Source organism: Pseudomonas shirazica, from assembly GCF_015168335.1.
In the GTDB taxonomy this organism is placed as follows: domain Bacteria; phylum Pseudomonadota; class Gammaproteobacteria; order Pseudomonadales; family Pseudomonadaceae; genus Aquipseudomonas; species Aquipseudomonas asiatica.
Map to the genome: position 1 here is coordinate 5,129,246 of NZ_CP063456.1, position 23,542 is coordinate 5,152,787.

At 56.2% G+C, this 23,542-nt stretch carries 9 protein-coding genes, 2 tRNA genes and 7 rRNA genes; 6 read left to right on the plus strand and 12 right to left on the minus strand.

Annotated elements, in window-relative coordinates:
- Positions 1-648: 648 nt before the first annotated feature.
- Positions 649-831 (minus strand): hypothetical protein, encoded by a 183-nt coding sequence (locus IMX18_RS23650; RefSeq protein WP_137108949.1) that lies wholly within the window; start codon positions 829-831, stop codon positions 649-651.
- 141 nt (positions 832-972) lie between these two features.
- On the opposite strand from IMX18_RS23650, the gene IMX18_RS23655 reads away from it, so the two are divergent.
- Both IMX18_RS23655 and IMX18_RS23660 read left to right on the plus strand, forming a co-directional pair.
- The gene (locus IMX18_RS23655; RefSeq protein ID WP_015268516.1) at positions 973-3,129 is read left to right on the plus strand and encodes a type I secretion system permease/ATPase; all 2,157 of its coding nucleotides are present in this window, start codon (positions 973-975) and stop codon (positions 3,127-3,129) included.
- Positions 3,119-4,495 (plus strand): HlyD family type I secretion periplasmic adaptor subunit, encoded by a 1,377-nt coding sequence (locus IMX18_RS23660; RefSeq protein ID WP_015268515.1) that lies wholly within the window; start codon positions 3,119-3,121, stop codon positions 4,493-4,495. Before IMX18_RS23655 ends, IMX18_RS23660 begins: the two co-directional genes overlap by 11 nt.
- 154 nt (positions 4,496-4,649) lie before the next feature.
- Here IMX18_RS23660 and lapD read toward each other — a convergent pair whose 3' ends face one another.
- Positions 4,650-6,596, minus strand: coding sequence for a cyclic di-GMP receptor LapD (gene lapD, locus IMX18_RS23665; RefSeq protein WP_100414152.1), 1,947 nt, complete (start codon positions 6,594-6,596; stop codon positions 4,650-4,652).
- A gap of 10 nt (positions 6,597-6,606) precedes the next feature.
- Entirely contained in the window at positions 6,607-7,368 is a 762-nt protein-coding gene (gene lapG, locus IMX18_RS23670) for a cysteine protease LapG (protein ID WP_015268513.1), read from the minus strand.
- 205 nt (positions 7,369-7,573) lie between these two features.
- Between lapG and IMX18_RS23675 the strand changes: the two genes are divergently transcribed.
- The 4 genes from IMX18_RS23675 (at position 7,574) to IMX18_RS23690 (ending at position 12,547) form a co-directional block, all read left to right on the plus strand.
- Complete coding sequence (locus IMX18_RS23675; protein WP_015268512.1) at positions 7,574-8,263, plus strand: GntR family transcriptional regulator; 690 nt, start codon at positions 7,574-7,576, stop codon at positions 8,261-8,263.
- Between the two features lie 107 nt (positions 8,264-8,370).
- Positions 8,371-8,874, plus strand: a complete 504-nt coding sequence (locus tag IMX18_RS23680) for a sigma-70 family RNA polymerase sigma factor (protein WP_015268511.1) — start codon at positions 8,371-8,373, stop codon at positions 8,872-8,874.
- Positions 8,875-8,878: 4 nt separating this feature from the next.
- Positions 8,879-9,835 (plus strand): FecR family protein, encoded by a 957-nt coding sequence (locus tag IMX18_RS23685; RefSeq protein ID WP_015268510.1) that lies wholly within the window; start codon positions 8,879-8,881, stop codon positions 9,833-9,835.
- Positions 9,836-10,081: 246 nt separating this feature from the next.
- A complete protein-coding gene (locus IMX18_RS23690) occupies positions 10,082-12,547 on the plus strand; it encodes a TonB-dependent siderophore receptor (protein WP_139657337.1) in 2,466 nt (821 codons plus the stop codon).
- A 90-nt stretch (positions 12,548-12,637) separates the two neighbouring features.
- Here the strand turns inward: IMX18_RS23690 and rrf (IMX18_RS23695) are convergent.
- The 9 genes from rrf (IMX18_RS23695) to IMX18_RS23735 form a co-directional block, all read right to left on the minus strand.
- Positions 12,638-12,753, minus strand: a 5S ribosomal RNA gene (gene rrf, locus IMX18_RS23695).
- 109 nt (positions 12,754-12,862) lie between these two features.
- Positions 12,863-12,978 (minus strand): 5S ribosomal RNA (rrf, locus tag IMX18_RS23700).
- 131 nt (positions 12,979-13,109) lie between these two features.
- Positions 13,110-16,001, minus strand: a 23S ribosomal RNA gene (locus IMX18_RS23705).
- 243 nt (positions 16,002-16,244) lie between these two features.
- A tRNA-Ala gene (locus IMX18_RS23710) sits at positions 16,245-16,320 on the minus strand.
- Between the two features lie 24 nt (positions 16,321-16,344).
- Positions 16,345-16,421, minus strand: a tRNA-Ile gene (locus IMX18_RS23715).
- A gap of 85 nt (positions 16,422-16,506) precedes the next feature.
- Positions 16,507-18,043: ribosomal RNA gene (locus IMX18_RS23720) — 16S ribosomal RNA — on the minus strand.
- Between the two features lie 447 nt (positions 18,044-18,490).
- Positions 18,491-18,606, minus strand: a 5S ribosomal RNA gene (rrf, locus tag IMX18_RS23725).
- A gap of 131 nt (positions 18,607-18,737) precedes the next feature.
- Positions 18,738-21,629, minus strand: a 23S ribosomal RNA gene (locus IMX18_RS23730).
- 317 nt (positions 21,630-21,946) lie between these two features.
- Positions 21,947-23,483: ribosomal RNA gene (locus tag IMX18_RS23735) — 16S ribosomal RNA — on the minus strand.
- The 16S, 23S and 5S rRNA genes sit together here with 2 tRNA genes alongside, the layout of an rRNA operon.
- Positions 23,484-23,542 lie beyond the last annotated feature (59 nt).

Here is a 23,542-nt window from a genome sequence, read left to right on the forward strand (position 1 = left end):
GACCCGATAGGTACTTCCCTGCCAGAGCGGCACTCGCAGACCACTTCAGGCGGAAATATGTTGATGATCTTTCGACGCTTACCGGCGTCAATATTCCGTCTATAACTTATTTAAATTTACCAAATGCCAAACTATTGACCTGCATTCTGCCATCCTAAACAATCGCCAATGTAATGTCACATTGATATTCGCATATTAACCATGTGCTTTCTGGGGACAAGTGTCATACATCACCTAAAGCGCGCGCAACGCGACATTCAGAGCATCTTTCTCGGCGCTTAGGTGATGGTATCGGATGGGTCAGGACACCCTTTCATCGGCAACTGTCAAAATTCGAGCGTCAATTTACAAATCACCTTCAGCTCGTTCAAACAATAGCTTTGTCAAAAGCACAAACCTTGCCTAAAGGGGGCCCGACGGTGACTGGAGGCCGCGCAGAACCTGGGCCTTGTGACAGTTCGCGACTCTCGGTAGCCAGTACAGTTGCACAATAAGGGTGCCAATTTGCCGCAGATCAAAGAGATAGCGAACCACAGCGTAAATACTGCCAGCCCTAATACGAGAAAGCGTCACCGTTTGTATAGACCAGGTTTGTCAGAGAACGCTTTTCTAATAGATGAATTTTGCCTAATTAGTCGCGCAAGTTCGTCAACAAATCAGCGCCTGTTTCTTGACCATGGTGCAGAGCAATACCGCAACACCTCTGTCGCCAGCTGGATGGCAGGCTATGCTGAAAACTGATTCGATCTGGATGCTGACTGGATCAAAAATGAAACATCCACCACCCAGCACCGTCTGCCAGGAATGAAGACCGCAGAACTGTTTACTCAATACCGATTCAAGGCGACCATTAGCCGGTTGCCCAAGCGCCAGGGTGCCGTAGCCTCATGACCACTGCCTGGCAGCACGGGTGAGCCAGCCTGAACGGCGGCACACCCACCCCACCCACCACAAGGATGAAGAGAGCGCCGCGTGGAATCCGAAGTCAGTCGAGTCCAACTCAGCCACGATCCACGCAGTCAGCATGACGATCCCCTGCTGGATAGTCTGTTGAGCCTGTGTGTCCTGCACCAGAAACCTGCAAGCCGGGTCATGCTGACCACCGGCCTGCCGTTGCCGGCCCAGCGCCTGAGCCCCGAGTTGCTGCCCCGCGCTGCCGCCAGGGCCGGCCTGCAGGGGCGCCTGCTGCAGCGTAAGCTGGAGCAGATCCCGAGCATCGCCATGCCAGCCATGTTGCTGCTCAAGGAAGGCCGCAGCGCCGTCCTGCTGGGCTGGGAGAACGAAGACACCGCACGCCTGTTGCTCAGCGAGAGCGATGGCGGCGAGGTGCATGTCAGCCGCGAAGCCCTGCAGAGCGATTACAGTGGTCGGGTATTCTTTGCCCAGCCGCAGCACAAGTTCGACGTCAACCACGGCAACCTCATCCCGCGGGCGAAGTCGTGGTTCCGCGATACCTTGCTGCGCAGCAAGTGGCTGTATATCGACGCCATCGCCGCCAGCCTGGTGATCAACCTGATCGCCCTGGCCGCGCCACTGTTCGTGATGAACGTATATGACCGGGTGGTACCCAACCAGGCCACCTCGACCCTCTGGGTACTGGCCGTCGGCATCGCCGGCGCCTACATCTTCGACCTGATCCTCAAGGGCCTGCGCGGCTTGTGCCTGGACCTGGCTGGCAAGAAGACCGACCTGATCATTTCGGCAACGCTGTTCGAACGTATCGTCGGCATGTCGATGAAGTACCGCCCTGCGAGGGTCGGCAGCTTTGCCCAGAACATTCATGAGTTCCAGGGCCTGCGTGACTTCCTCGCTTCGCTGACCCTGACCAGCCTGATCGACCTGCCGTTCACCGTCCTTATTCTGATTGTCATCGCCATCATTGGCGGGCACCTGGTGTGGATCCCGATCATCGCCTTCCCACTGGCCCTGGGCATCGGCTACGCACTGCAACGGCCACTGATGGCGACCATGGAACGGACCATGGCCCTGGCTTCGGAGCGCCAGTCCAGCCTGATCGAGACCCTTGCCGGCCTGGATGCGGTAAAGGTCAACAACGCCGAAAGCGAACGCCAGTACATGTGGGAGCAGACCCTCGGTACCCTCAGCCGCCTGGAACTGCGGGTGAAAGTGCTGTCGAGCCTGGCGATGAACATCACCCTGCTGATCCAGCAACTGGCAGGCGTGGCAATGATCTGCGTCGGCGTATACCTGATCATCGACGGCAACCTGAGCATGGGCGGCCTGGTAGCCTGCTACATGCTCAGCGGCCGCGCCCTCGGGCCGCTGGGCCAGCTCAACGGCCTGCTCGCCCGCTATCAGCAAGCCAAGGTGACCATGGTCTCCACCGACCACATGATGGAACTACCGCAAGAGCGCAACTTCGAAGAACGCCCGCTGAGCCGCAAGGTGCTGCAGGGCAGCGTCGAGTTCCGCGGGGTCGATTTCACCTATCCGAACCAACAGAACCAGGCCCTGAAGAACATCAACCTCACCATCCGCCCCGGCGAGAAGGTGGGCATTATCGGCCGCAGTGGCTCGGGCAAGAGCTCGTTGGCCAAGCTCATCGTCGGCCTGTACGAGGCCGACAGCGGCTCGCTGCTGGTCGACGGCGTGGACATTCGCCAGATTGACGTCAGCGAACTGCGCCACAACATCGGCTACGTGCCGCAGGACATTCAGCTGCTGGCCGGTACCCTGCGCGATAACCTGGTCAGCGGGGCCCGCTACATCGAGGATGAGTTGATCCTGCAGGCTGCTGAACTGGCAGGCGTACATGAATTCGCCCGGTTGCACCCGGACGGCTACGAGCTGCAGGTGGGTGAGCGCGGGCAGAACCTGTCCGGCGGCCAGCGACAGAACGTCGCCCTGGGCCGCGCGCTGTTGCTCAACCCGCAGATCCTGCTGCTGGACGAACCGACCAGCGCCATGGACAACACCGGCGAAGAACGCCTCAAGCAGCGGCTGCAGGCGGTAGTGGAAGGCAAGACGATGCTGCTGGTCACTCACCGTGCCTCGCTGCTGTCACTGGTGGACCGACTGATCGTGATCGATCGCGGGCAGATTGTCGCCGACGGCCCGAAAGCCGCGGTCATGGATGCGCTGAAGAAGGGGCAGATCAGTGTTGCATAAGCTGGATGTAGGGCAATTCAAGGAAGGCCTGCGGCGCTATTTCAAAGGGTCCGATTCACTGGGCGGGCAGCCGCTGCCAGAGGTCAACAAGGCCCTGATCGAGGATGCGCCGCGAGTCGTGCGGCTGACCATCTGGGGCGTGATCCTGTTCTTCGTGTTCCTGATCGTGTGGGCCAGCGTCGCGCCCATCGACGAAGTTACGCGGGGTGAAGGCAAGGCCATTCCGTCGTCCAAGGTGCAGAAGATTCAGAACCTGGAGGGGGGTATAGTCGCCGAGATCTTCGCCAAGGAAGGGCAGATCGTCGAAGTGGGCCAGCCATTGCTGCGCCTGGATGAAACCCGATTCGCCTCCAATGTGGGTGAAACCGAGGCCGACCGCCTGGCCATGGCTTTGCGCGTCGAGCGCCTGAGTGCCGAAGTGGGCGACACCCCGTTGAAGATCGATGAGGAACTGCGCAAGGCCGCGCCAAGCCAGGCAGCAAGCGAAGAGTCGCTGTACCAGAGCCGGCGCCAGCAACTGCAGGACGAGATTGGTGGCTTGCAGCAACAACTGGTCCAGCGCCAGCAGGAGCTGCGCGAGTTCAGCTCAAAGCGCGCCCAGTACGCCAACAGCCTGGAACTGTTGCGTAAAGAGATCAGCATGTCCGAGCCACTGGTGGCAACCGGCGCAATCTCGCAGGTTGAAGTGCTGCGCCTGCGTCGTGCCGAGGTGGAGAACCGCGGTCAGCTGGACTCCACAGCGCTGGCTATCCCGCGTGCCGAGGCGGCCATTCGCGAGGTGCAAAGCAAGATCGAAGAGACCCGTGGCAAATTCCGTAGCGAAGCGCTGACCCAGCTGAACGAAGCGCGCACAGAGCTGAACAAAGCCACGGCAACCAGCAAGGCGCTGGATGATCGCGTGCACCGCACCATGGTTACTTCGCCGGTACGCGGTATCGTCAAGCAACTGCTGGTGAATACCATTGGCGGGGTGATCCAGCCGGGCAGCGATATCATAGAAATCGTGCCGCTGGACGACTCACTGGTTATCGAGGCGAAGATCCTGCCCAAGGACATCGCCTTCCTGCACCCTGGTCAGGAAGCGACGGTCAAGTTCACGGCCTATGACTACACCATCTACGGTGGGCTGAAGGCCAAGCTGGAGCAGATCGGTGCCGACACCATCACCGATGAAGACAAGAAGACCACCTATTACCTGATCAAGCTGCGCACCGACCGCAGCCACCTGGGCACTGACGAGAAGCCGCTGCTGATCATTCCGGGGATGGTGGCGACGGTCGATATCATGACCGGCAAGAAGACCATCATGAGCTACCTGCTCAAGCCGATCATGAAGGCGCGTTCGGAGGCGTTGCGCGAGCGTTGACCGCCATTCCTACCGTGTTCGTTGTAGGAGCAGCCTTGTGTCGCGAAAGGGCTGCACAGCAGCCCCAGCGATTTTTGCGTCTTTGCTGAAATCCTGGGGCCGCTGTGCAGCCCTTTCGCGACACAAGGCCGCTCCTACAAGGGACCGCATACCCTCAGCGCCAGGGGGCAGGCTCACCAACCAACTGCCCCTGAATCCCGCCTACACCCATCTCCCGCAACACCAACCGCTCACCTTCCGTCTCGACCCGCTCGGCAATCAGCGGCAGGTCGATACTGTGTGCGGCACGCTGGACCGCTTCGATGAACAGCCGCTTGTGCTGCTCTTGGTCAATGTTGCGGATGTAGCTGCCATCGATCTTCAGGTATGCCAGGCCCAGGTGCGCCAGGTTGCCGATCATGCTGAAACGCCCACCAAAGCGTTGCAGCGCCAAGCCGAAGCCAAGCGCGTGCAGGCGCCGGGTGAGTTGTTCCAGAACCGCCTGCTCAGGCAACTGTTCCTCGCCAATTTCGAAAACCAGCCGCGGACCAAGCGCCGTGTTTTGGCCCAGAAGCTCGAAGACACGCTGCAGGGCCTTGGGGTCGGCCAGGGTGGCGGCGGACAGGTTCAGCGCCAACACCTGTTCATGCCCTCGAAGGTGCGCCAGCACCTTCTCCAACACCAGCACATCAAGCCGCGGCATCCAGCCGAAGCGCTCCAGCCAGGGCAGGAAGCGGCCTGCCGGCAGCGCCTCGCCCTGGCCATCCTGCAAACGCGAAATCACCTTGTGGTGCAGTACCCGTTGTACAGAAGCGCAATCTACGACTGGCTGGAAGAACAGTTCAAATTGCCCATTATTGAATGCCTGGTCCAGCCGCTCATGCCAGACATGCTGACTATCCGCAGCAACTGCGGCCACACCTTGTTCAAGGCATACCCAACCCGGTGTTGGCTGGTTCTCGGCGAGTGCCAGCGCCTCGTCGGCAAGCTTCAGCAATGCCTGTGGTGAATCACCGGGGTTGAACGGCGCCAGGCCGATACAAGCCACCGGGTCTATATCACTAGCGCCTGTTTCGTGCAGGCTGTGCAGCGTTGCTTCCAAGGCCTGGGCAAGCTGTACCGCCTCTTCATGCACCATGCCCGGCGCCAACACGGCGAACTCGCCCCCGCGGCTGCGGGAAATCAGGTCGTTGGTTTCCGGGTAGCTGGCACAGGTGCGACGCAACTGCTCACCCACAGCCTGTAGCAACTGGTCGGTACGCTGGCCGCCAAGACGGGCGTTCAACCCCGCCAGCCCCTGGACCCGCAGCAACAGCAGGTAGCCGGCGCGCGCTTCTTCCAGGTTGCTCACCCGGGTGTTCAACTGCATCTCGAAATAACGGCGGTTGGAGAGCCCGGTCAGGCTGTCCTGATAGGACTCGGCACGCAGCCGCTCGCTGCGCTCGGCCTGCTCGGTGAACAGTGCCTTGAGCTTCTCGACCATCTGGTTCATCGCCTGCACTACCCGGCGCAGCTCCGGTGTGCGCGGCAACTCAGGCAGGCTGAGGAATTCGCGGCGGGCAATGGCGTGGGACTGCTCGACCATGTAGTCCAGCGGCCGCAACTGGCGACGCAGGAGCAAGGCGCCGAGTACGGCGCTGGCCGCGCCACACAGCAGCAGCCAACCCAGGCTGCCCAGGGCGCTTTGCCAGAGCTTGGCAATGGCGAACATCGGGTGGCTGATCACCTCAACACGCGCAGCCTGCTGCCAGCCACGGCTGACGATGGCGTCGCCGCCGGCAGCTTCCAGGCCGATCAGGCCCACGAACCAGCGCGGTACACCGCCGGGGTCCGGCTCGGCGTGGCGCTCTACCAGCACAGCATTGGAACCTAGGTCGACAACCTTGATACTTGAGTAATAACCACTGTCAAAGATCGAACTGACCATCAGCTCGACCATCGCCGGGTCATCGATATTCGGCGTCAGCGACAGCGCCAGCGCTGTCGCCGCATCCTGGGCGTGCGAGCGCAACTGGTTGACGTACTGGCTGCGCGAGCTTTCCAGGCTGACCATGAAACTGCCACTGAAGGCGACCACCAGGAAGAGGCAAATGGCCAACAGCAATTGTTTGAACAGTGACATCTGTGCTCCTTCAGTAAACCGGCTCGGCCGGGAACCCTTCGGCCTGCATTTTCTTCAGCAAATCCTGCCAGCGTGACAGCCGCTTGGTATCGCCGACCTTCTTGTTGCCTGCGGCGCCCGTCAGCCACAAACCCTCACCATTGAAGGCGTACACCGGCAGCAGGTCGGTACGCTGGCTGGCCGGCTTGATGGCATCCATTAGGCTGTCGAGTACCAATGGTTGAGCCTGTGGGCTTGAATAATAGGTCAGGACCATGTGCGCCCGGTTCTGCCGCAGCGCCTTTACGTAGGTAATGCGCAGCTTTTCACTGGGAATACCCATGCGCCGCAGGCTGAAATACTTGGCGATGGCGTAGTCCTCGCAGTCCCCTGCACCCTTGATCAGCGCCTGCACCGGCGTGGCCCAATAGTCGACCTCGTGCCACAGGTCGATGTCCTCTACATAGCGCAATTGCTGGTTGAAGAAGCGGTTGACCACCTGCAATCGCTCAAGCTCCGTACCCTGCTTCTGCGTAGCCATCAGGCTCTGCCAGGCATCGATACGGCCCTGCCCGGCGCCCAAGGGGCCATACAGGGCCTGCGACTTGCGGCTGATCTGGGAAAAGTCCCAATCCGCGTACAGCCCGCCCAGCAGCAGGCTGCCCAGCAGCGCAGCAAGGCCGACACGTTGCACAACGGTTTTGAGCATCCAGGATATCGCCACTGCCAAGCCCTGTTCAGGCCAGTCGAAAGCAGCGATGGTGCGGCCTGCAACGGCAAAAGACAATGGCATCCTGCAATCATGCACCCGCCGGTCAGTCGACCTACACTTTCTGGTTATAACCTTGTGTGGGCCGCTTCCTTTGCCCTTCGACTTCATCCACCATAGCCGCGCTTTTGGGGGCGCCTGCTCCATTAGGTGTACAGGTTTGACACCCCCAAGAGCTGTTACTAGCTTCATTGGATCCAACTTTAGTCATCGTTGAGGCAGACGTCGCGTGGCCGAGAAAATCAAATTGAGCAATGTGCTGGCCAGCGAGCAGCTGTTGCCGCACCAGGCCCGTGGCGTGATCGAAGAACGCCTGCGTAGTGCCATTCTTGATGGCCGTTTGCCCCCTGGTACTGCCATCCGCCAACAAGAGCTCGCTACCTTGTTCGGTGTAAGCCGCATGCCCGTTCGCGAAGCCCTGCGCCAGCTGGAAGCGCAATCACTGCTGAAAGTGGAAATGCACAAGGGCGCGGTTGTTGCGCCGCTGATCGGCGAGGATGCGGTGGACACCTATGCCCTGCGCGTGCTGCTTGAGACCGAGGCACTGCGCCAGTCCATTCCGCTGCTCGATGCCAACGACATCGCCAGTGCCCGCGGGTATATCCAGCAACTGGAAAACGAAACCCGTCACGCCGAAATCGGCCGCCTCAATCGCCTGTTCCACATGTCGCTGTACAGCAAGGCGCCGAACAAGAAGCTGCTGCGCCTGATCGAGGACGAATTGAACGAGGAAGAGCGCTTCCTGCGGTTTCATCTTTCGTCCATGGGCCTGGGCAAGCTCACCCAGGACGATCACAACGCACTGGCGGATGCGGCTGGCGACAAGCTGGTGGATGAAGCAGTAACGGTGCTGGAACGGCACCTGAATAACGCATCGCGGGTAATCCGCAAGTACCTGGATACACAACGGAGCCGCTAGCGAGCAGTGACTGCATCAAGGTGCGGTCGAATAGGTTGCAAATTGATCTGCCCTTGTCAACAATGAGACTAATTATCATTCATGTCCATTGGTGGCAGCGCCCTCCCATGCCCAGCAACGATTCCGTGCAAACGCTCTACAGTGACCACCACGGTTGGTTGCATGCCTGGCTACGCAGCAAGCTGGGCAACGCCGCCGATGCCGCAGACCTGGCTCAGGACACCTTCGTACGCCTGTTGCAACGTCGCGAACATCTGCAACTGAACACACCCCGGGCTTTCCTGAGAACGGTTGCGCGTGGGCTCGTGATCGACCACTGGCGGCGCGAGGAACTGCACAGGGCCTATCTCGAAGCACTGGCACAGTTGCCGGAAGCGCAGGCCCCTTCGGCCGAAACCCGTGAGCTGCTGCTGGAATTGCTGGAGCGCATCGCGCGCATGCTCGAAGGCCTCAAGCCCAAAGTACGTCGTGCATTCCTGCTTGCCCAATGCGAGGGGCTGAAGCACCAGGCGATCGCCGACCAGATGGGGATCTCGGTGCGTACCGTGGAGCGCTATATCGCCGACGCGCTCTACCATTGCTACTTGCTGCGCTACGCCGACGAGTGTTGACGTAATGACCGCTTCACAGCCCGGCGCAACAGCAGTCAAGCAGGCCATCCAGTTGATGCTGAGGCTGCGCGAGAGCGGGCATGCCCCTGCCCTGCAACAAGAGTGCAGGCAATGGCGCACTGCCCACCACGAACACGAGCAGGCTTGGCAACGAGTAATTCACCTGCATCAGGACCTCGACCTGCGTGCCATACCCGGTGCCGGGCTGGCTTTGCAAACCCTGGAGACCAGCCAGCGCCGCCTGCATCGTCGGCAGGCGCTGAAACTGCTTGGCGGCGTTGCCATGGTAGGGACGGCGGCATGGCTGGGAAAAGACCTCGATGCGGTCAACGCCTGGACATCAGACTACGCCACCGGCACGGGCGAACGACGCAGCTTTGCGCTTCCCGATGGCTCGCAGATGCAACTCAACACCCGCAGTACCGTCGACCTGGCCTTCAATGACCAGCAGCGCCTGGTCCGCCTGAAGCAGGGGGAATTGATGATTGCCTGCAACCCGCAGCGTTCCTTGCTTGTAGAAACTCGTGACGCGTTACTGGAAGGGTTCGAAGGACGCTTTGTGGCACGTCAGGACAGCGACTGCACGCAGGTCAGTGTCAGCCATGGCAGGGTGGCGATACACCGGCCTGACAATGGCCAGCTGCAATGGATCGAAAGCGGCCAGAACTGGCGCCTGGATGCGCTAGGCACACACCAGCTCGAACAGGTGGACATGGATGCGATGGCCTGGACAGAAGGCCTGATCGTCACCCGGGACATGCGCCTGTTCGACTTCCTTGCGCAGGTCAGCCGTTATCGCCATGGTTACCTGGGCTGTAGCGACGACATTGCCGATTTGCGCCTGTCGGGTGTATTTCGCCTCGAAGACCCGGAGCAACTGCTACAGCTGATACCACGGACGCTACCCGTACGGCTTCGCCAACGTACACGCTGGTGGGTGCGCGTGGAGGGGCTGGCCTGAACTGACGGCGGCTTTTGCGTTCAGGGCTGCTATGCAGCCCATCGCCGGCAAGCCAGCTCCCACAGAGATCGCAAAAGGCCTGAGGGCTATGCAATACCTGTGGGAGCTGGCTTGCCGGCGATGGGGCGCGTGGCGGCCCCAATAACTTTTTTGACGGGTTTTGAATGTCGGTCCGGCTAGGACAGTAAGCGACACCTCCTGCCCTCTCACTTCAACGGACCCCTCATGCCTACCGCTCCCGCGCATATGCGCACATTTAACGCGAATGATTTTCGACCTGTCTTGCACTCAGTATATTTACGCAATGCAGTCCGGGCTGCCCTGTTTGGCACCTCCTTGGGCCTGACAGCCGTCACACCACTGTCCATAGCAGCAGAAACGGCCCAGGTAAGCCACCACTACGCGATCCCGGCCGGCCAGTTGGATGATGTGCTCAACCAGTTCGCCCGCCAGGCTGGCATCACCCTGTCGAGCACACCCCAGCTCACCCAAGGCTTGCAGTCGAATGGTCTGCAGGGGCAGTACTCTACCGATCAGGCACTGCGCCAGTTGCTAAATGGCAGCGGCCTGGGAGCCGTTAACCAGAACGGCCGCAGCTACGTGCTGCAGGTACAACCCCAAGGCGCTGCATTGTCATTGCCAGACACCGATGTCCGTAGCTTCACACTTGGCAATGCATTGGGCAGCATGGAGGGTTACAACGCTACCCACAGCCAGGTGGCGACCAAGACCAGCATGCCGCTGGTAGAGACATCACAATCGGTCTCGGTGGTTACCCGACAGCAGATGGACGACCAAGGCTCACAAACGGTTGCCCAAGCCATGCGCTACACACCTGGGGTACTGACCAACCCCTACGGGGCGACCCATCGTTATGACTATGTGGCCATGCGTGGCTTCAACGACGGCTCGGTAGACAACATCTACGTCGACGGGCTCAAGTCGATGGGAGACAACGGCACCTACAGCACCATGCAGGTGGACCCGTACTTCCTGGAGCGCATCGATATCCTCAAGGGACCGTCTTCGGTACTGTATGGCCGTAGCTCGCCAGGAGGCCTGGTGGCACTGACCACCAAGAAGCCGCTGTTCACCCCCTACCATCAAGTCCAGGCCACCCTCGGTACCCAAGGCCAGCGCGGCATGGGTTTCGATTTCAGCGGCCCCGTGGATGACGACAAGCGTATCGCTTATCGCCTGACAGGCCTGGCGGATGCTTCCGACACGCAGTTCGACCACAACAAGGAAGAACGCTATGCCATCGCGCCGGCCGTCAGCATCGACTTCAGCGAAGACACTTCGCTGACCCTGCAGGCCTACCTGCAACATGACCCCAACGGCGGCTATCACGGCGGTAACCCCGCAGATGGCATGCTGCACAAGCGCAACGGCTTGCGCCTTTCGGACCATTTCTTCGAAGGCGAGCCGGGTATCGACAACTACGAGCGTACCCAACAGTCCTTCAGCTATCAGTTCGAGCATCGCTTCAACGATGTGTTCACGGCACGCCAGAACTTCCGCTATCAGGATTCCGACGTGTCGATGGACCAGGTGTATTCCGCCGGCTGGGCGGATGCCGACAGCAATATCCTCAACCGCGCCTATACCGGCGGCGACGAACGCCTGCATTCGTACATCATCGACAACATGCTGCAGGCGGAATTCTTCACCGGGGCCGCCAAACACACCTTGCTGCTGGGCACCGACTACCAGCGACGCAAGGCTGACGTGGCCTGGCGTTATGGCACAGTCGATCCGCTGGATGCAGGCAACCCGCAGTACGGCAACGGCAACCTTCAGGTGCTGGGCGAGAACCGCTACCAGCGGCGCTTGCAGCAAACGGGCGTTTACCTGCAGGACCTGGTGGAGCTGGACCAATGGCGCTTCTCGTTGGGGCTGCGCCAGGACTGGGTGAAGGTGTCCGAGGAAAATCGCGACAGCAACACAAAGGTCAGTGACCAGCGCTCCAGGTTCACTACCCGCGCAGGGGTGCTCTACCTGTTCGAGAACGGCATTGCGCCCTATTTCAGCTACTCGGAGTCGTTCAACCCCAATACCGTGTCCGACCAGGAAGGACGCCCTCTGGCACCGACCGAAGGCACTCAATGGGAGGCTGGCATCAAGTATCAGCCGCCGGGTAGCGACAATCTGTTCACCGCATCGGTGTTCCGCATCGAGCAAGAGAACCTGGCCTCGAAGCAGCCTGACGAGGACTTCTATCGCCCTGTAGGGCAAGTTCGCTCACAAGGGCTTGAACTGGAGGCCCATGTGCAACTGACCGACAGCTTGAAGCTGCTGGGCGGCTATACCTTTACCGATATCGAGTACGCAAAGTCGATGCCCAGCCTGGTGTCCGGCAATCTGGATAACAAGGGCAATTCGCCAACCCAGGCACCGAAACAGATGTTCTCGCTTTGGGCTGACTACAACTTCCACCAGGGGGCCCTGGATGGCATGCGCTTGGGTGGTGGGGTGCGGTATGTGGGGTACAGCTGGGTGGATGCGGAAAACAGTATGAAGGTGCCCTCCTATACCCTGTTCGACGCCTCGATCGGCTATGACCTGGGCAAGGTCGGGCTGCGGGGGATGGATGTGCGCTTGAACGCCAACAACCTTACCAATGAAAGCTACATCACTTCGTGTGCCAGCTTGAACTACTGCTACATGGGTGAAGAGCGCAATGTCAGTGCCACGGTCAGCTATCAGTTCTGAGCTGATTGCGACGCACACAAGCCCTGGGGTCTTTGGGCCCTGAAAGACAAAGCCCCTGTCTGCATCGCAGACAGGGGCTTTGGATTTGAATCTTGACGATGTCCTACTCTCACATGGGGAAGCCCCACACTACCATCGGCGATGCATCGTTTCACTGCTGAGTTCGGGATGGGATCAGGTGGTTCCAATGCTCTATGGTCGTCAAGAAATTCTGTGTGCTGGCCCGTCCCTCGGACGTACCTGCGAATCTCTGTAGTTCCTACTTAAAGACAAAACCCCTACCTGCATGTGCAGATAGGGGTTTTGCGAAATGAATCTTGACGATGACCTACTCTCACATGGGGAAACCCCACACTACCATCGGCGATGCATCGTTTCACTGCTGAGTTCGGGATGGGATCAGGTGGTTCCAATGCTCTATGGTCGTCAAGAAATTCTGCTGCCAGAATGTCCAGATGGACAGCCCAGCGAATTCGGATATGCGATATTTGTGATGTTGCGAACTTTCGGTTGTTTCGTCTTCACCACCGCAATCTGCGTTAGCAAATTGCTTGGGTGTTATATGGTCAAGCCTCACGGGCAATTAGTATTGGTTAGCTCAACGCCTCACAGCGCTTACACACCCAACCTATCAACGTCGTAGTCTTCGACGGCCCTTCAGGGGATTCAAGATCCCAGTGAGATCTCATCTTGAGGCAAGTTTCCCGCTTAGATGCTTTCAGCGGTTATCTCTTCCGAACATAGCTACCCGGCAATGCCACTGGCGTGACAACCGGAACACCAGAGGTTCGTCCACTCCGGTCCTCTCGTACTAGGAGCAGCCCCTCTCAAATCTCAAACGTCCACGGCAGATAGGGACCGAACTGTCTCACGACGTTCTAAACCCAGCTCGCGTACCACTTTAAATGGCGAACAGCCATACCCTTGGGACCGGCTTCAGCCCCAGGATGTGATGAGCCGACATCGAGGTGCCAAACACCGCCGTCGATATGAACTCTTGGGCGGTATCAGCCTGTTATCCCCGGAGTACCTTTTATCCGTTGAGCGATGGCCCTTCCATACAGAACCACCGGATCACTAAGACCTACTTTCGTACCTGCTCGACGTGTTTGTCTCGCAGTCAAGCGCGCTTTTGCCTTTATACTCTACGACCGATTTCCGACCGGTCTGAGCGCACCTTCGTACTCCTCCGTTACTCTTTGGGAGGAGACCGCCCCAGTCAAACTACCCACCATACACTGTCCTCGATCCGGATAACGGACCTGAGTTAGAACCTCAAAGTTGCCAGGGTGGTATTTCAAGGATGGCTCCATGAGAACTGGCGTCCCCACTTCAAAGCCTCCCACCTATCCTACACAAGCAAATTCAAAGTCCAGTGCAAAGCTATAGTAAAGGTTCACGGGGTCTTTCCGTCTAGCCGCGGATACACTGCATCTTCACAGCGATTTCAATTTCACTGAGTCTCGGGTGGAGACAGCGCCGCCATCGTTACGCCATTCGTGCAGGTCGGAACTTACCCGACAAGGAATTTCGCTACCTTAGGACCGTTATAGTTACGGCCGCCGTTTACCGGGGCTTCGATCAAGAGCTTCGCTTGCGCTAACCCCATCAATTAACCTTCCGGCACCGGGCAGGCGTCACACCCTATACGTCCACTTTCGTGTTTGCAGAGTGCTGTGTTTTTAATAAACAGTCGCAGCGGCCTGGTATCTTCGACCGGCATGGGCTTACGGAGCAAGTCCTTCACCCTCGCCGGCGCACCTTCTCCCGAAGTTACGGTGCCATTTTGCCTAGTTCCTTCACCCGAGTTCTCTCAAGCGCCTTGGTATTCTCTACCTAACCACCTGTGTCGGTTTGGGGTACGGTTCCCAGTTATCTGAAGCTTAGGAGCTTTTCTTGGAAGCATGGTATCAACCACTTCGTCGCCTAAAGGCAACTCGTCATCAGCTCTCGGCCTTGAAATCCCGGATTTGCCTAAGATTTCAGCCTACCACCTTAAACCTGGACAACCAACGCCAGGCTGGCCTAACCTTCTCCGTCCCTCCATCGCAATAACTGGAAGTACAGGAATATTAACCTGTTTTCCATCGACTACGCTTTTCAGCCTCGCCTTAGGGACCGACTAACCCTGCGTCGATTAACGTTGCGCAGGAAACCTTGGTCTTTCGGCGTGCGAGTTTTTCACTCGCATTGTCGTTACTCATGTCAGCATTCGCACTTCTGATACCTCCAGCAAGCTTCTCAACTCACCTTCACAGGCTTACAGAACGCTCCTCTACCGCGTCATCAAAGATGACACCCGTAGCTTCGGTGCATGGTTTGAGCCCCGTTACATCTTCCGCGCAGGCCGACTCGACTAGTGAGCTATTACGCTTTCTTTAAAGGGTGGCTGCTTCTAAGCCAACCTCCTAGCTGTCTAAGCCTTCCCACATCGTTTCCCACTTAACCATGACTTTGGGACCTTAGCTGACGGTCTGGGTTGTTTCCCTTTTCACGACGGACGTTAGCACCCGCCGTGTGTCTCCCATGCTCGGCACTTCCAGGTATTCGGAGTTTGCATCGGTTTGGTAAGTCGGGATGACCCCCTAGCCGAAACAGTGCTCTACCCCCTGGAGTGATACATGAGGCGCTACCTAAATAGCTTTCGAGGAGAACCAGCTATCTCCGAGCTTGATTAGCCTTTCACTCCGATCCACAGGTCATCCGCTAACTTTTCAACGGTAGTCGGTTCGGTCCTCCAGTCAGTGTTACCTAACCTTCAACCTGCCCATGGATAGATCGCCCGGTTTCGGGTCTATACCCAGCGACTAAACGCCCTATTAAGACTCGCTTTCGCTACGCCTCCCCTATTCGGTTAAGCTCGCCACTGAATATAAGTCGCTGACCCATTATACAAAAGGTACGCAGTCACCTAACAAAGTAGGCTCCCACTGCTTGTACGCATACGGTTTCAGGTTCTATTTCACTCCCCTCTCCGGGGTTCTTTTCGCCTTTCCCTCACGGTACTGGTTCACTATCGGTCAGTCAGTAGTATTTAGCCTTGGAGGATGGTCCCCCCATATTCAGACAAAGTTTCTCGTGCTCCGTCCTACTCGATTTCATTGACAAGAGATTTTCGTGTACGGGGCTATCACCCACTATGGCCGCACTTTCCAGAGCGTTCCACTAATCTCAAATCAACTTAAGGGCTGGTCCCCGTTCGCTCGCCACTACTAAGGGAATCTCGGTTGATTTCTTTTCCTCAGGGTACTTAGATGTTTCAGTTCCCCTGGTTCGCCTCTTGCACCTATGTATTCAGTACAAGATACTCAGCTTATGCTGAGTGGGTTCCCCCATTCAGAGATCTCTGGATCACAGTCTGTTTGCCGACTCCCCAAAGCTTATCGCAGGCTACCACGTCTTTCATCGCCTCTGACTGCCAAGGCATCCACCGTATGCGCTTCTTCACTTGACCATATAACCCCAAGCAATCTGGTTATACTGTGAAGACGACATTCGCCGAAAATTCGCATGTTGCTCTTTCGAGCAGAACTCACAAATTTTACCTTAGCCTGATTAACCAGCAGTGAAACTGGTCATCAGTCTATATCTATCACATATCCGAATTTTTAAAGAACGATCTGACAAAAGTCAGAAATCAACATTCGAACTGAATGTTCATTTCTAAGTTCTGACAAGCTACTGCGTACGGCGAAAATGGTGGAGCCAAGCGGGATCGAACCGCTGACCTCCTGCGTGCAAGGCAGGCGCTCTCCCAGCTGAGCTATGGCCCCGTATTCTACGGCTGAACCATGTAATGGTAGGTCTGGGCAGATTTGAACTGCCGACCTCACCCTTATCAGGGGTGCGCTCTAACCAACTGAGCTACAGACCTATAACAGGGTCGCGTTACAGCATCGTCTTTTACAATGAATCAAGCAATTCGTGTGGGAGCTCATCAGTAGGCTGATGTCGTCGATTAAGGAGGTGATCCAGCCGCAGGTTCCCCTACGGCTACCTTGTTACGACTTCACCCCAGTCATGAATCACACCGTGGTAACCGTCCTCCCGAAGGTTAGACTAGCTACTTCTGGTGCAACCCACTCCCATGGTGTGACGGGCGGTGTGTACAAGGCCCGGGAACGTATTCACCGCGACATTCTGATTCGCGATTACTAGCGATTCCGACTTCACGCAGTCGAGTTGCAGACTGCGATCCGGACTACGATCGGTTTTGTGAGATTAGCTCCACCTCGCGGCTTGGCAACCCTCTGTACCGACCATTGTAGCACGTGTGTAGCCCAGGCCGTAAGGGCCATGATGACTTGACGTCATCCCCACCTTCCTCCGGTTTGTCACCGGCAGTCTCCTTAGAGTGCCCACCATAACGTGCTGGTAACTAAGGACAAGGGTTGCGCTCGTTACGGGACTTAACCCAACATCTCACGACACGAGCTGACGACAGCCATGCAGCACCTGTGTCAGAGTTCCCGAAGGCACCAATCCATCTCTGGAAAGTTCTCTGCATGTCAAGGCCTGGTAAGGTTCTTCGCGTTGCTTCGAATTAAACCACATGCTCCACCGCTTGTGCGGGCCCCCGTCAATTCATTTGAGTTTTAACCTTGCGGCCGTACTCCCCAGGCGGTCAACTTAATGCGTTAGCTGCGCCACTAAAATCTCAAGGATTCCAACGGCTAGTTGACATCGTTTACGGCGTGGACTACCAGGGTATCTAATCCTGTTTGCTCCCCACGCTTTCGCACCTCAGTGTCAGTATCAGTCCAGGTGGTCGCCTTCGCCACTGGTGTTCCTTCCTATATCTACGCATTTCACCGCTACACAGGAAATTCCACCACCCTCTACCGTACTCTAGCTCGCCAGTTTTGGATGCAGTTCCCAGGTTGAGCCCGGGGCTTTCACATCCAACTTAACGAACCACCTACGCGCGCTTTACGCCCAGTAATTCCGATTAACGCTTGCACCCTCTGTATTACCGCGGCTGCTGGCACAGAGTTAGCCGGTGCTTATTCTGTCGGTAACGTCAAAACAGCAAGGTATTAACTTACTGCCCTTCCTCCCAACTTAAAGTGCTTTACAATCCGAAGACCTTCTTCACACACGCGGCATGGCTGGATCAGGCTTTCGCCCATTGTCCAATATTCCCCACTGCTGCCTCCCGTAGGAGTCTGGACCGTGTCTCAGTTCCAGTGTGACTGATCATCCTCTCAGACCAGTTACGGATCGTCGCCTTGGTGAGCCATTACCTCACCAACTAGCTAATCCGACCTAGGCTCATCTGATAGCGCAAGGCCCGAAGGTCCCCTGCTTTCTCCCGTAGGACGTATGCGGTATTAGCGTTCCTTTCGAAACGTTGTCCCCCACTACCAGGCAGATTCCTAGGCATTACTCACCCGTCCGCCGCTGAATCAAGGAGCAAGCTCCCGTCATCCGCTCGACTTGCATGTGTTAGGCCTGCCGCCAGCGTTCAATCTGAGCCATGATCAAACTCTTCAGTTCAATACTGCTTGGGTTTTTAAGAAACCCTAAACTTGGCTCAGCAATCTCAAATGACTATGTGATTTCTCGCATGGCCACTTGTGATGCTGATAATCTTTGTGACTATCAGTCCGTACTCACAAGCACCCACACGAATTGCTTGATTCGATTTGTTAAAGAGCGTTTGGTTAAGAGCCTTTCGTCTCAACCGAGGCGCGCATTCTACGCTTTCCTCATTTGCTGTCAAGCGTTTATTTTGAAGTTTTTGGCGAGAAACTCGTTTAACTTCAGACACTTAACTCGCTTCGATCTCTCGTCGCGGGAGGTGAATAATACAGCATTCAGAAACGCTGTCAACCACCTTTTTACCACCACCGGCTGGCCTTCAGCCTACCAGGAGAAGCGATAGCTTCTACTTAAAGACAAAACCCCTACCTGCATGCGCAGATAGGGGTTTTGCGAAATGAATCTTGACGATGACCTACTCTCACATGGGGAAACCCCACACTACCATCGGCGATGCATCGTTTCACTGCTGAGTTCGGGATGGGATCAGGTGGTTCCAATGCTCTATGGTCGTCAAGAAATTCTGTTGCCAGAATGTCCAGATGGACAGCCCAGCGAATTCGGATATGCGATATTTGTGATGTTGCGAACTTTCGGTTGTTTCGTCTTCACCACCGCAATCTGCGTTAGCAAATTGCTTGGGTGTTATATGGTCAAGCCTCACGGGCAATTAGTATTGGTTAGCTCAACGCCTCACAGCGCTTACACACCCAACCTATCAACGTCGTAGTCTTCGACGGCCCTTCAGGGGATTCAAGATCCCAGTGAGATCTCATCTTGAGGCAAGTTTCCCGCTTAGATGCTTTCAGCGGTTATCTCTTCCGAACATAGCTACCCGGCAATGCCACTGGCGTGACAACCGGAACACCAGAGGTTCGTCCACTCCGGTCCTCTCGTACTAGGAGCAGCCCCTCTCAAATCTCAAACGTCCACGGCAGATAGGGACCGAACTGTCTCACGACGTTCTAAACCCAGCTCGCGTACCACTTTAAATGGCGAACAGCCATACCCTTGGGACCGGCTTCAGCCCCAGGATGTGATGAGCCGACATCGAGGTGCCAAACACCGCCGTCGATATGAACTCTTGGGCGGTATCAGCCTGTTATCCCCGGAGTACCTTTTATCCGTTGAGCGATGGCCCTTCCATACAGAACCACCGGATCACTAAGACCTACTTTCGTACCTGCTCGACGTGTTTGTCTCGCAGTCAAGCGCGCTTTTGCCTTTATACTCTACGACCGATTTCCGACCGGTCTGAGCGCACCTTCGTACTCCTCCGTTACTCTTTGGGAGGAGACCGCCCCAGTCAAACTACCCACCATACACTGTCCTCGATCCGGATAACGGACCTGAGTTAGAACCTCAAAGTTGCCAGGGTGGTATTTCAAGGATGGCTCCATGAGAACTGGCGTCCCCACTTCAAAGCCTCCCACCTATCCTACACAAGCAAATTCAAAGTCCAGTGCAAAGCTATAGTAAAGGTTCACGGGGTCTTTCCGTCTAGCCGCGGATACACTGCATCTTCACAGCGATTTCAATTTCACTGAGTCTCGGGTGGAGACAGCGCCGCCATCGTTACGCCATTCGTGCAGGTCGGAACTTACCCGACAAGGAATTTCGCTACCTTAGGACCGTTATAGTTACGGCCGCCGTTTACCGGGGCTTCGATCAAGAGCTTCGCTTGCGCTAACCCCATCAATTAACCTTCCGGCACCGGGCAGGCGTCACACCCTATACGTCCACTTTCGTGTTTGCAGAGTGCTGTGTTTTTAATAAACAGTCGCAGCGGCCTGGTATCTTCGACCGGCATGGGCTTACGGAGCAAGTCCTTCACCCTCGCCGGCGCACCTTCTCCCGAAGTTACGGTGCCATTTTGCCTAGTTCCTTCACCCGAGTTCTCTCAAGCGCCTTGGTATTCTCTACCTAACCACCTGTGTCGGTTTGGGGTACGGTTCCCAGTTATCTGAAGCTTAGGAGCTTTTCTTGGAAGCATGGTATCAACCACTTCGTCGCCTAAAGGCAACTCGTCATCAGCTCTCGGCCTTGAAATCCCGGATTTGCCTAAGATTTCAGCCTACCACCTTAAACCTGGACAACCAACGCCAGGCTGGCCTAACCTTCTCCGTCCCTCCATCGCAATAACTGGAAGTACAGGAATATTAACCTGTTTTCCATCGACTACGCTTTTCAGCCTCGCCTTAGGGACCGACTAACCCTGCGTCGATTAACGTTGCGCAGGAAACCTTGGTCTTTCGGCGTGCGAGTTTTTCACTCGCATTGTCGTTACTCATGTCAGCATTCGCACTTCTGATACCTCCAGCAAGCTTCTCAACTCACCTTCACAGGCTTACAGAACGCTCCTCTACCGCGTCATCAAAGATGACACCCGTAGCTTCGGTGCATGGTTTGAGCCCCGTTACATCTTCCGCGCAGGCCGACTCGACTAGTGAGCTATTACGCTTTCTTTAAAGGGTGGCTGCTTCTAAGCCAACCTCCTAGCTGTCTAAGCCTTCCCACATCGTTTCCCACTTAACCATGACTTTGGGACCTTAGCTGACGGTCTGGGTTGTTTCCCTTTTCACGACGGACGTTAGCACCCGCCGTGTGTCTCCCATGCTCGGCACTTCCAGGTATTCGGAGTTTGCATCGGTTTGGTAAGTCGGGATGACCCCCTAGCCGAAACAGTGCTCTACCCCCTGGAGTGATACATGAGGCGCTACCTAAATAGCTTTCGAGGAGAACCAGCTATCTCCGAGCTTGATTAGCCTTTCACTCCGATCCACAGGTCATCCGCTAACTTTTCAACGGTAGTCGGTTCGGTCCTCCAGTCAGTGTTACCTAACCTTCAACCTGCCCATGGATAGATCGCCCGGTTTCGGGTCTATACCCAGCGACTAAACGCCCTATTAAGACTCGCTTTCGCTACGCCTCCCCTATTCGGTTAAGCTCGCCACTGAATATAAGTCGCTGACCCATTATACAAAAGGTACGCAGTCACCTAACAAAGTAGGCTCCCACTGCTTGTACGCATACGGTTTCAGGTTCTATTTCACTCCCCTCTCCGGGGTTCTTTTCGCCTTTCCCTCACGGTACTGGTTCACTATCGGTCAGTCAGTAGTATTTAGCCTTGGAGGATGGTCCCCCCATATTCAGACAAAGTTTCTCGTGCTCCGTCCTACTCGATTTCATTGACAAGAGATTTTCGTGTACGGGGCTATCACCCACTATGGCCGCACTTTCCAGAGCGTTCCACTAATCTCAAATCAACTTAAGGGCTGGTCCCCGTTCGCTCGCCACTACTAAGGGAATCTCGGTTGATTTCTTTTCCTCAGGGTACTTAGATGTTTCAGTTCCCCTGGTTCGCCTCTTGCACCTATGTATTCAGTACAAGATACTCAGCTTATGCTGAGTGGGTTCCCCCATTCAGAGATCTCTGGATCACAGTCTGTTTGCCGACTCCCCAAAGCTTATCGCAGGCTACCACGTCTTTCATCGCCTCTGACTGCCAAGGCATCCACCGTATGCGCTTCTTCACTTGACCATATAACCCCAAGCAATCTGGTTATACTGTGAAGACGACATTCGCCGAAAATTCGCATGTTGCTCTTTCGAGCAGAACTCACAAATTTTACCTTAGCCTGATTAACCAGCAGTGAAACTGGTCATCAGTCTATATCTATCACATATCCGAATTTTTAAAGAACGATCTGACAAAAGTCAGAAATCAACATTCGAAACGAATGCTCATTTCCAAGTTCTGACCAGGAACAACACAAGATCCATACAGGATCTTGATCGTCTTCAACCATGAATCAAGCAATTCGTGTGGGAGCTCATCAGCAGGCTGATGTCGTCGATTAAGGAGGTGATCCAGCCGCAGGTTCCCCTACGGCTACCTTGTTACGACTTCACCCCAGTCATGAATCACACCGTGGTAACCGTCCTCCCGAAGGTTAGACTAGCTACTTCTGGTGCAACCCACTCCCATGGTGTGACGGGCGGTGTGTACAAGGCCCGGGAACGTATTCACCGCGACATTCTGATTCGCGATTACTAGCGATTCCGACTTCACGCAGTCGAGTTGCAGACTGCGATCCGGACTACGATCGGTTTTGTGAGATTAGCTCCACCTCGCGGCTTGGCAACCCTCTGTACCGACCATTGTAGCACGTGTGTAGCCCAGGCCGTAAGGGCCATGATGACTTGACGTCATCCCCACCTTCCTCCGGTTTGTCACCGGCAGTCTCCTTAGAGTGCCCACCATAACGTGCTGGTAACTAAGGACAAGGGTTGCGCTCGTTACGGGACTTAACCCAACATCTCACGACACGAGCTGACGACAGCCATGCAGCACCTGTGTCAGAGTTCCCGAAGGCACCAATCCATCTCTGGAAAGTTCTCTGCATGTCAAGGCCTGGTAAGGTTCTTCGCGTTGCTTCGAATTAAACCACATGCTCCACCGCTTGTGCGGGCCCCCGTCAATTCATTTGAGTTTTAACCTTGCGGCCGTACTCCCCAGGCGGTCAACTTAATGCGTTAGCTGCGCCACTAAAATCTCAAGGATTCCAACGGCTAGTTGACATCGTTTACGGCGTGGACTACCAGGGTATCTAATCCTGTTTGCTCCCCACGCTTTCGCACCTCAGTGTCAGTATCAGTCCAGGTGGTCGCCTTCGCCACTGGTGTTCCTTCCTATATCTACGCATTTCACCGCTACACAGGAAATTCCACCACCCTCTACCGTACTCTAGCTCGCCAGTTTTGGATGCAGTTCCCAGGTTGAGCCCGGGGCTTTCACATCCAACTTAACGAACCACCTACGCGCGCTTTACGCCCAGTAATTCCGATTAACGCTTGCACCCTCTGTATTACCGCGGCTGCTGGCACAGAGTTAGCCGGTGCTTATTCTGTCGGTAACGTCAAAACAGCAAGGTATTAACTTACTGCCCTTCCTCCCAACTTAAAGTGCTTTACAATCCGAAGACCTTCTTCACACACGCGGCATGGCTGGATCAGGCTTTCGCCCATTGTCCAATATTCCCCACTGCTGCCTCCCGTAGGAGTCTGGACCGTGTCTCAGTTCCAGTGTGACTGATCATCCTCTCAGACCAGTTACGGATCGTCGCCTTGGTGAGCCATTACCTCACCAACTAGCTAATCCGACCTAGGCTCATCTGATAGCGCAAGGCCCGAAGGTCCCCTGCTTTCTCCCGTAGGACGTATGCGGTATTAGCGTTCCTTTCGAAACGTTGTCCCCCACTACCAGGCAGATTCCTAGGCATTACTCACCCGTCCGCCGCTGAATCAAGGAGCAAGCTCCCGTCATCCGCTCGACTTGCATGTGTTAGGCCTGCCGCCAGCGTTCAATCTGAGCCATGATCAAACTCTTCAGTTCAATACTGCTTGGGTTTTTAAGAAACCCTAAACTTGGCTCAGCAATCTCAAATGACTATG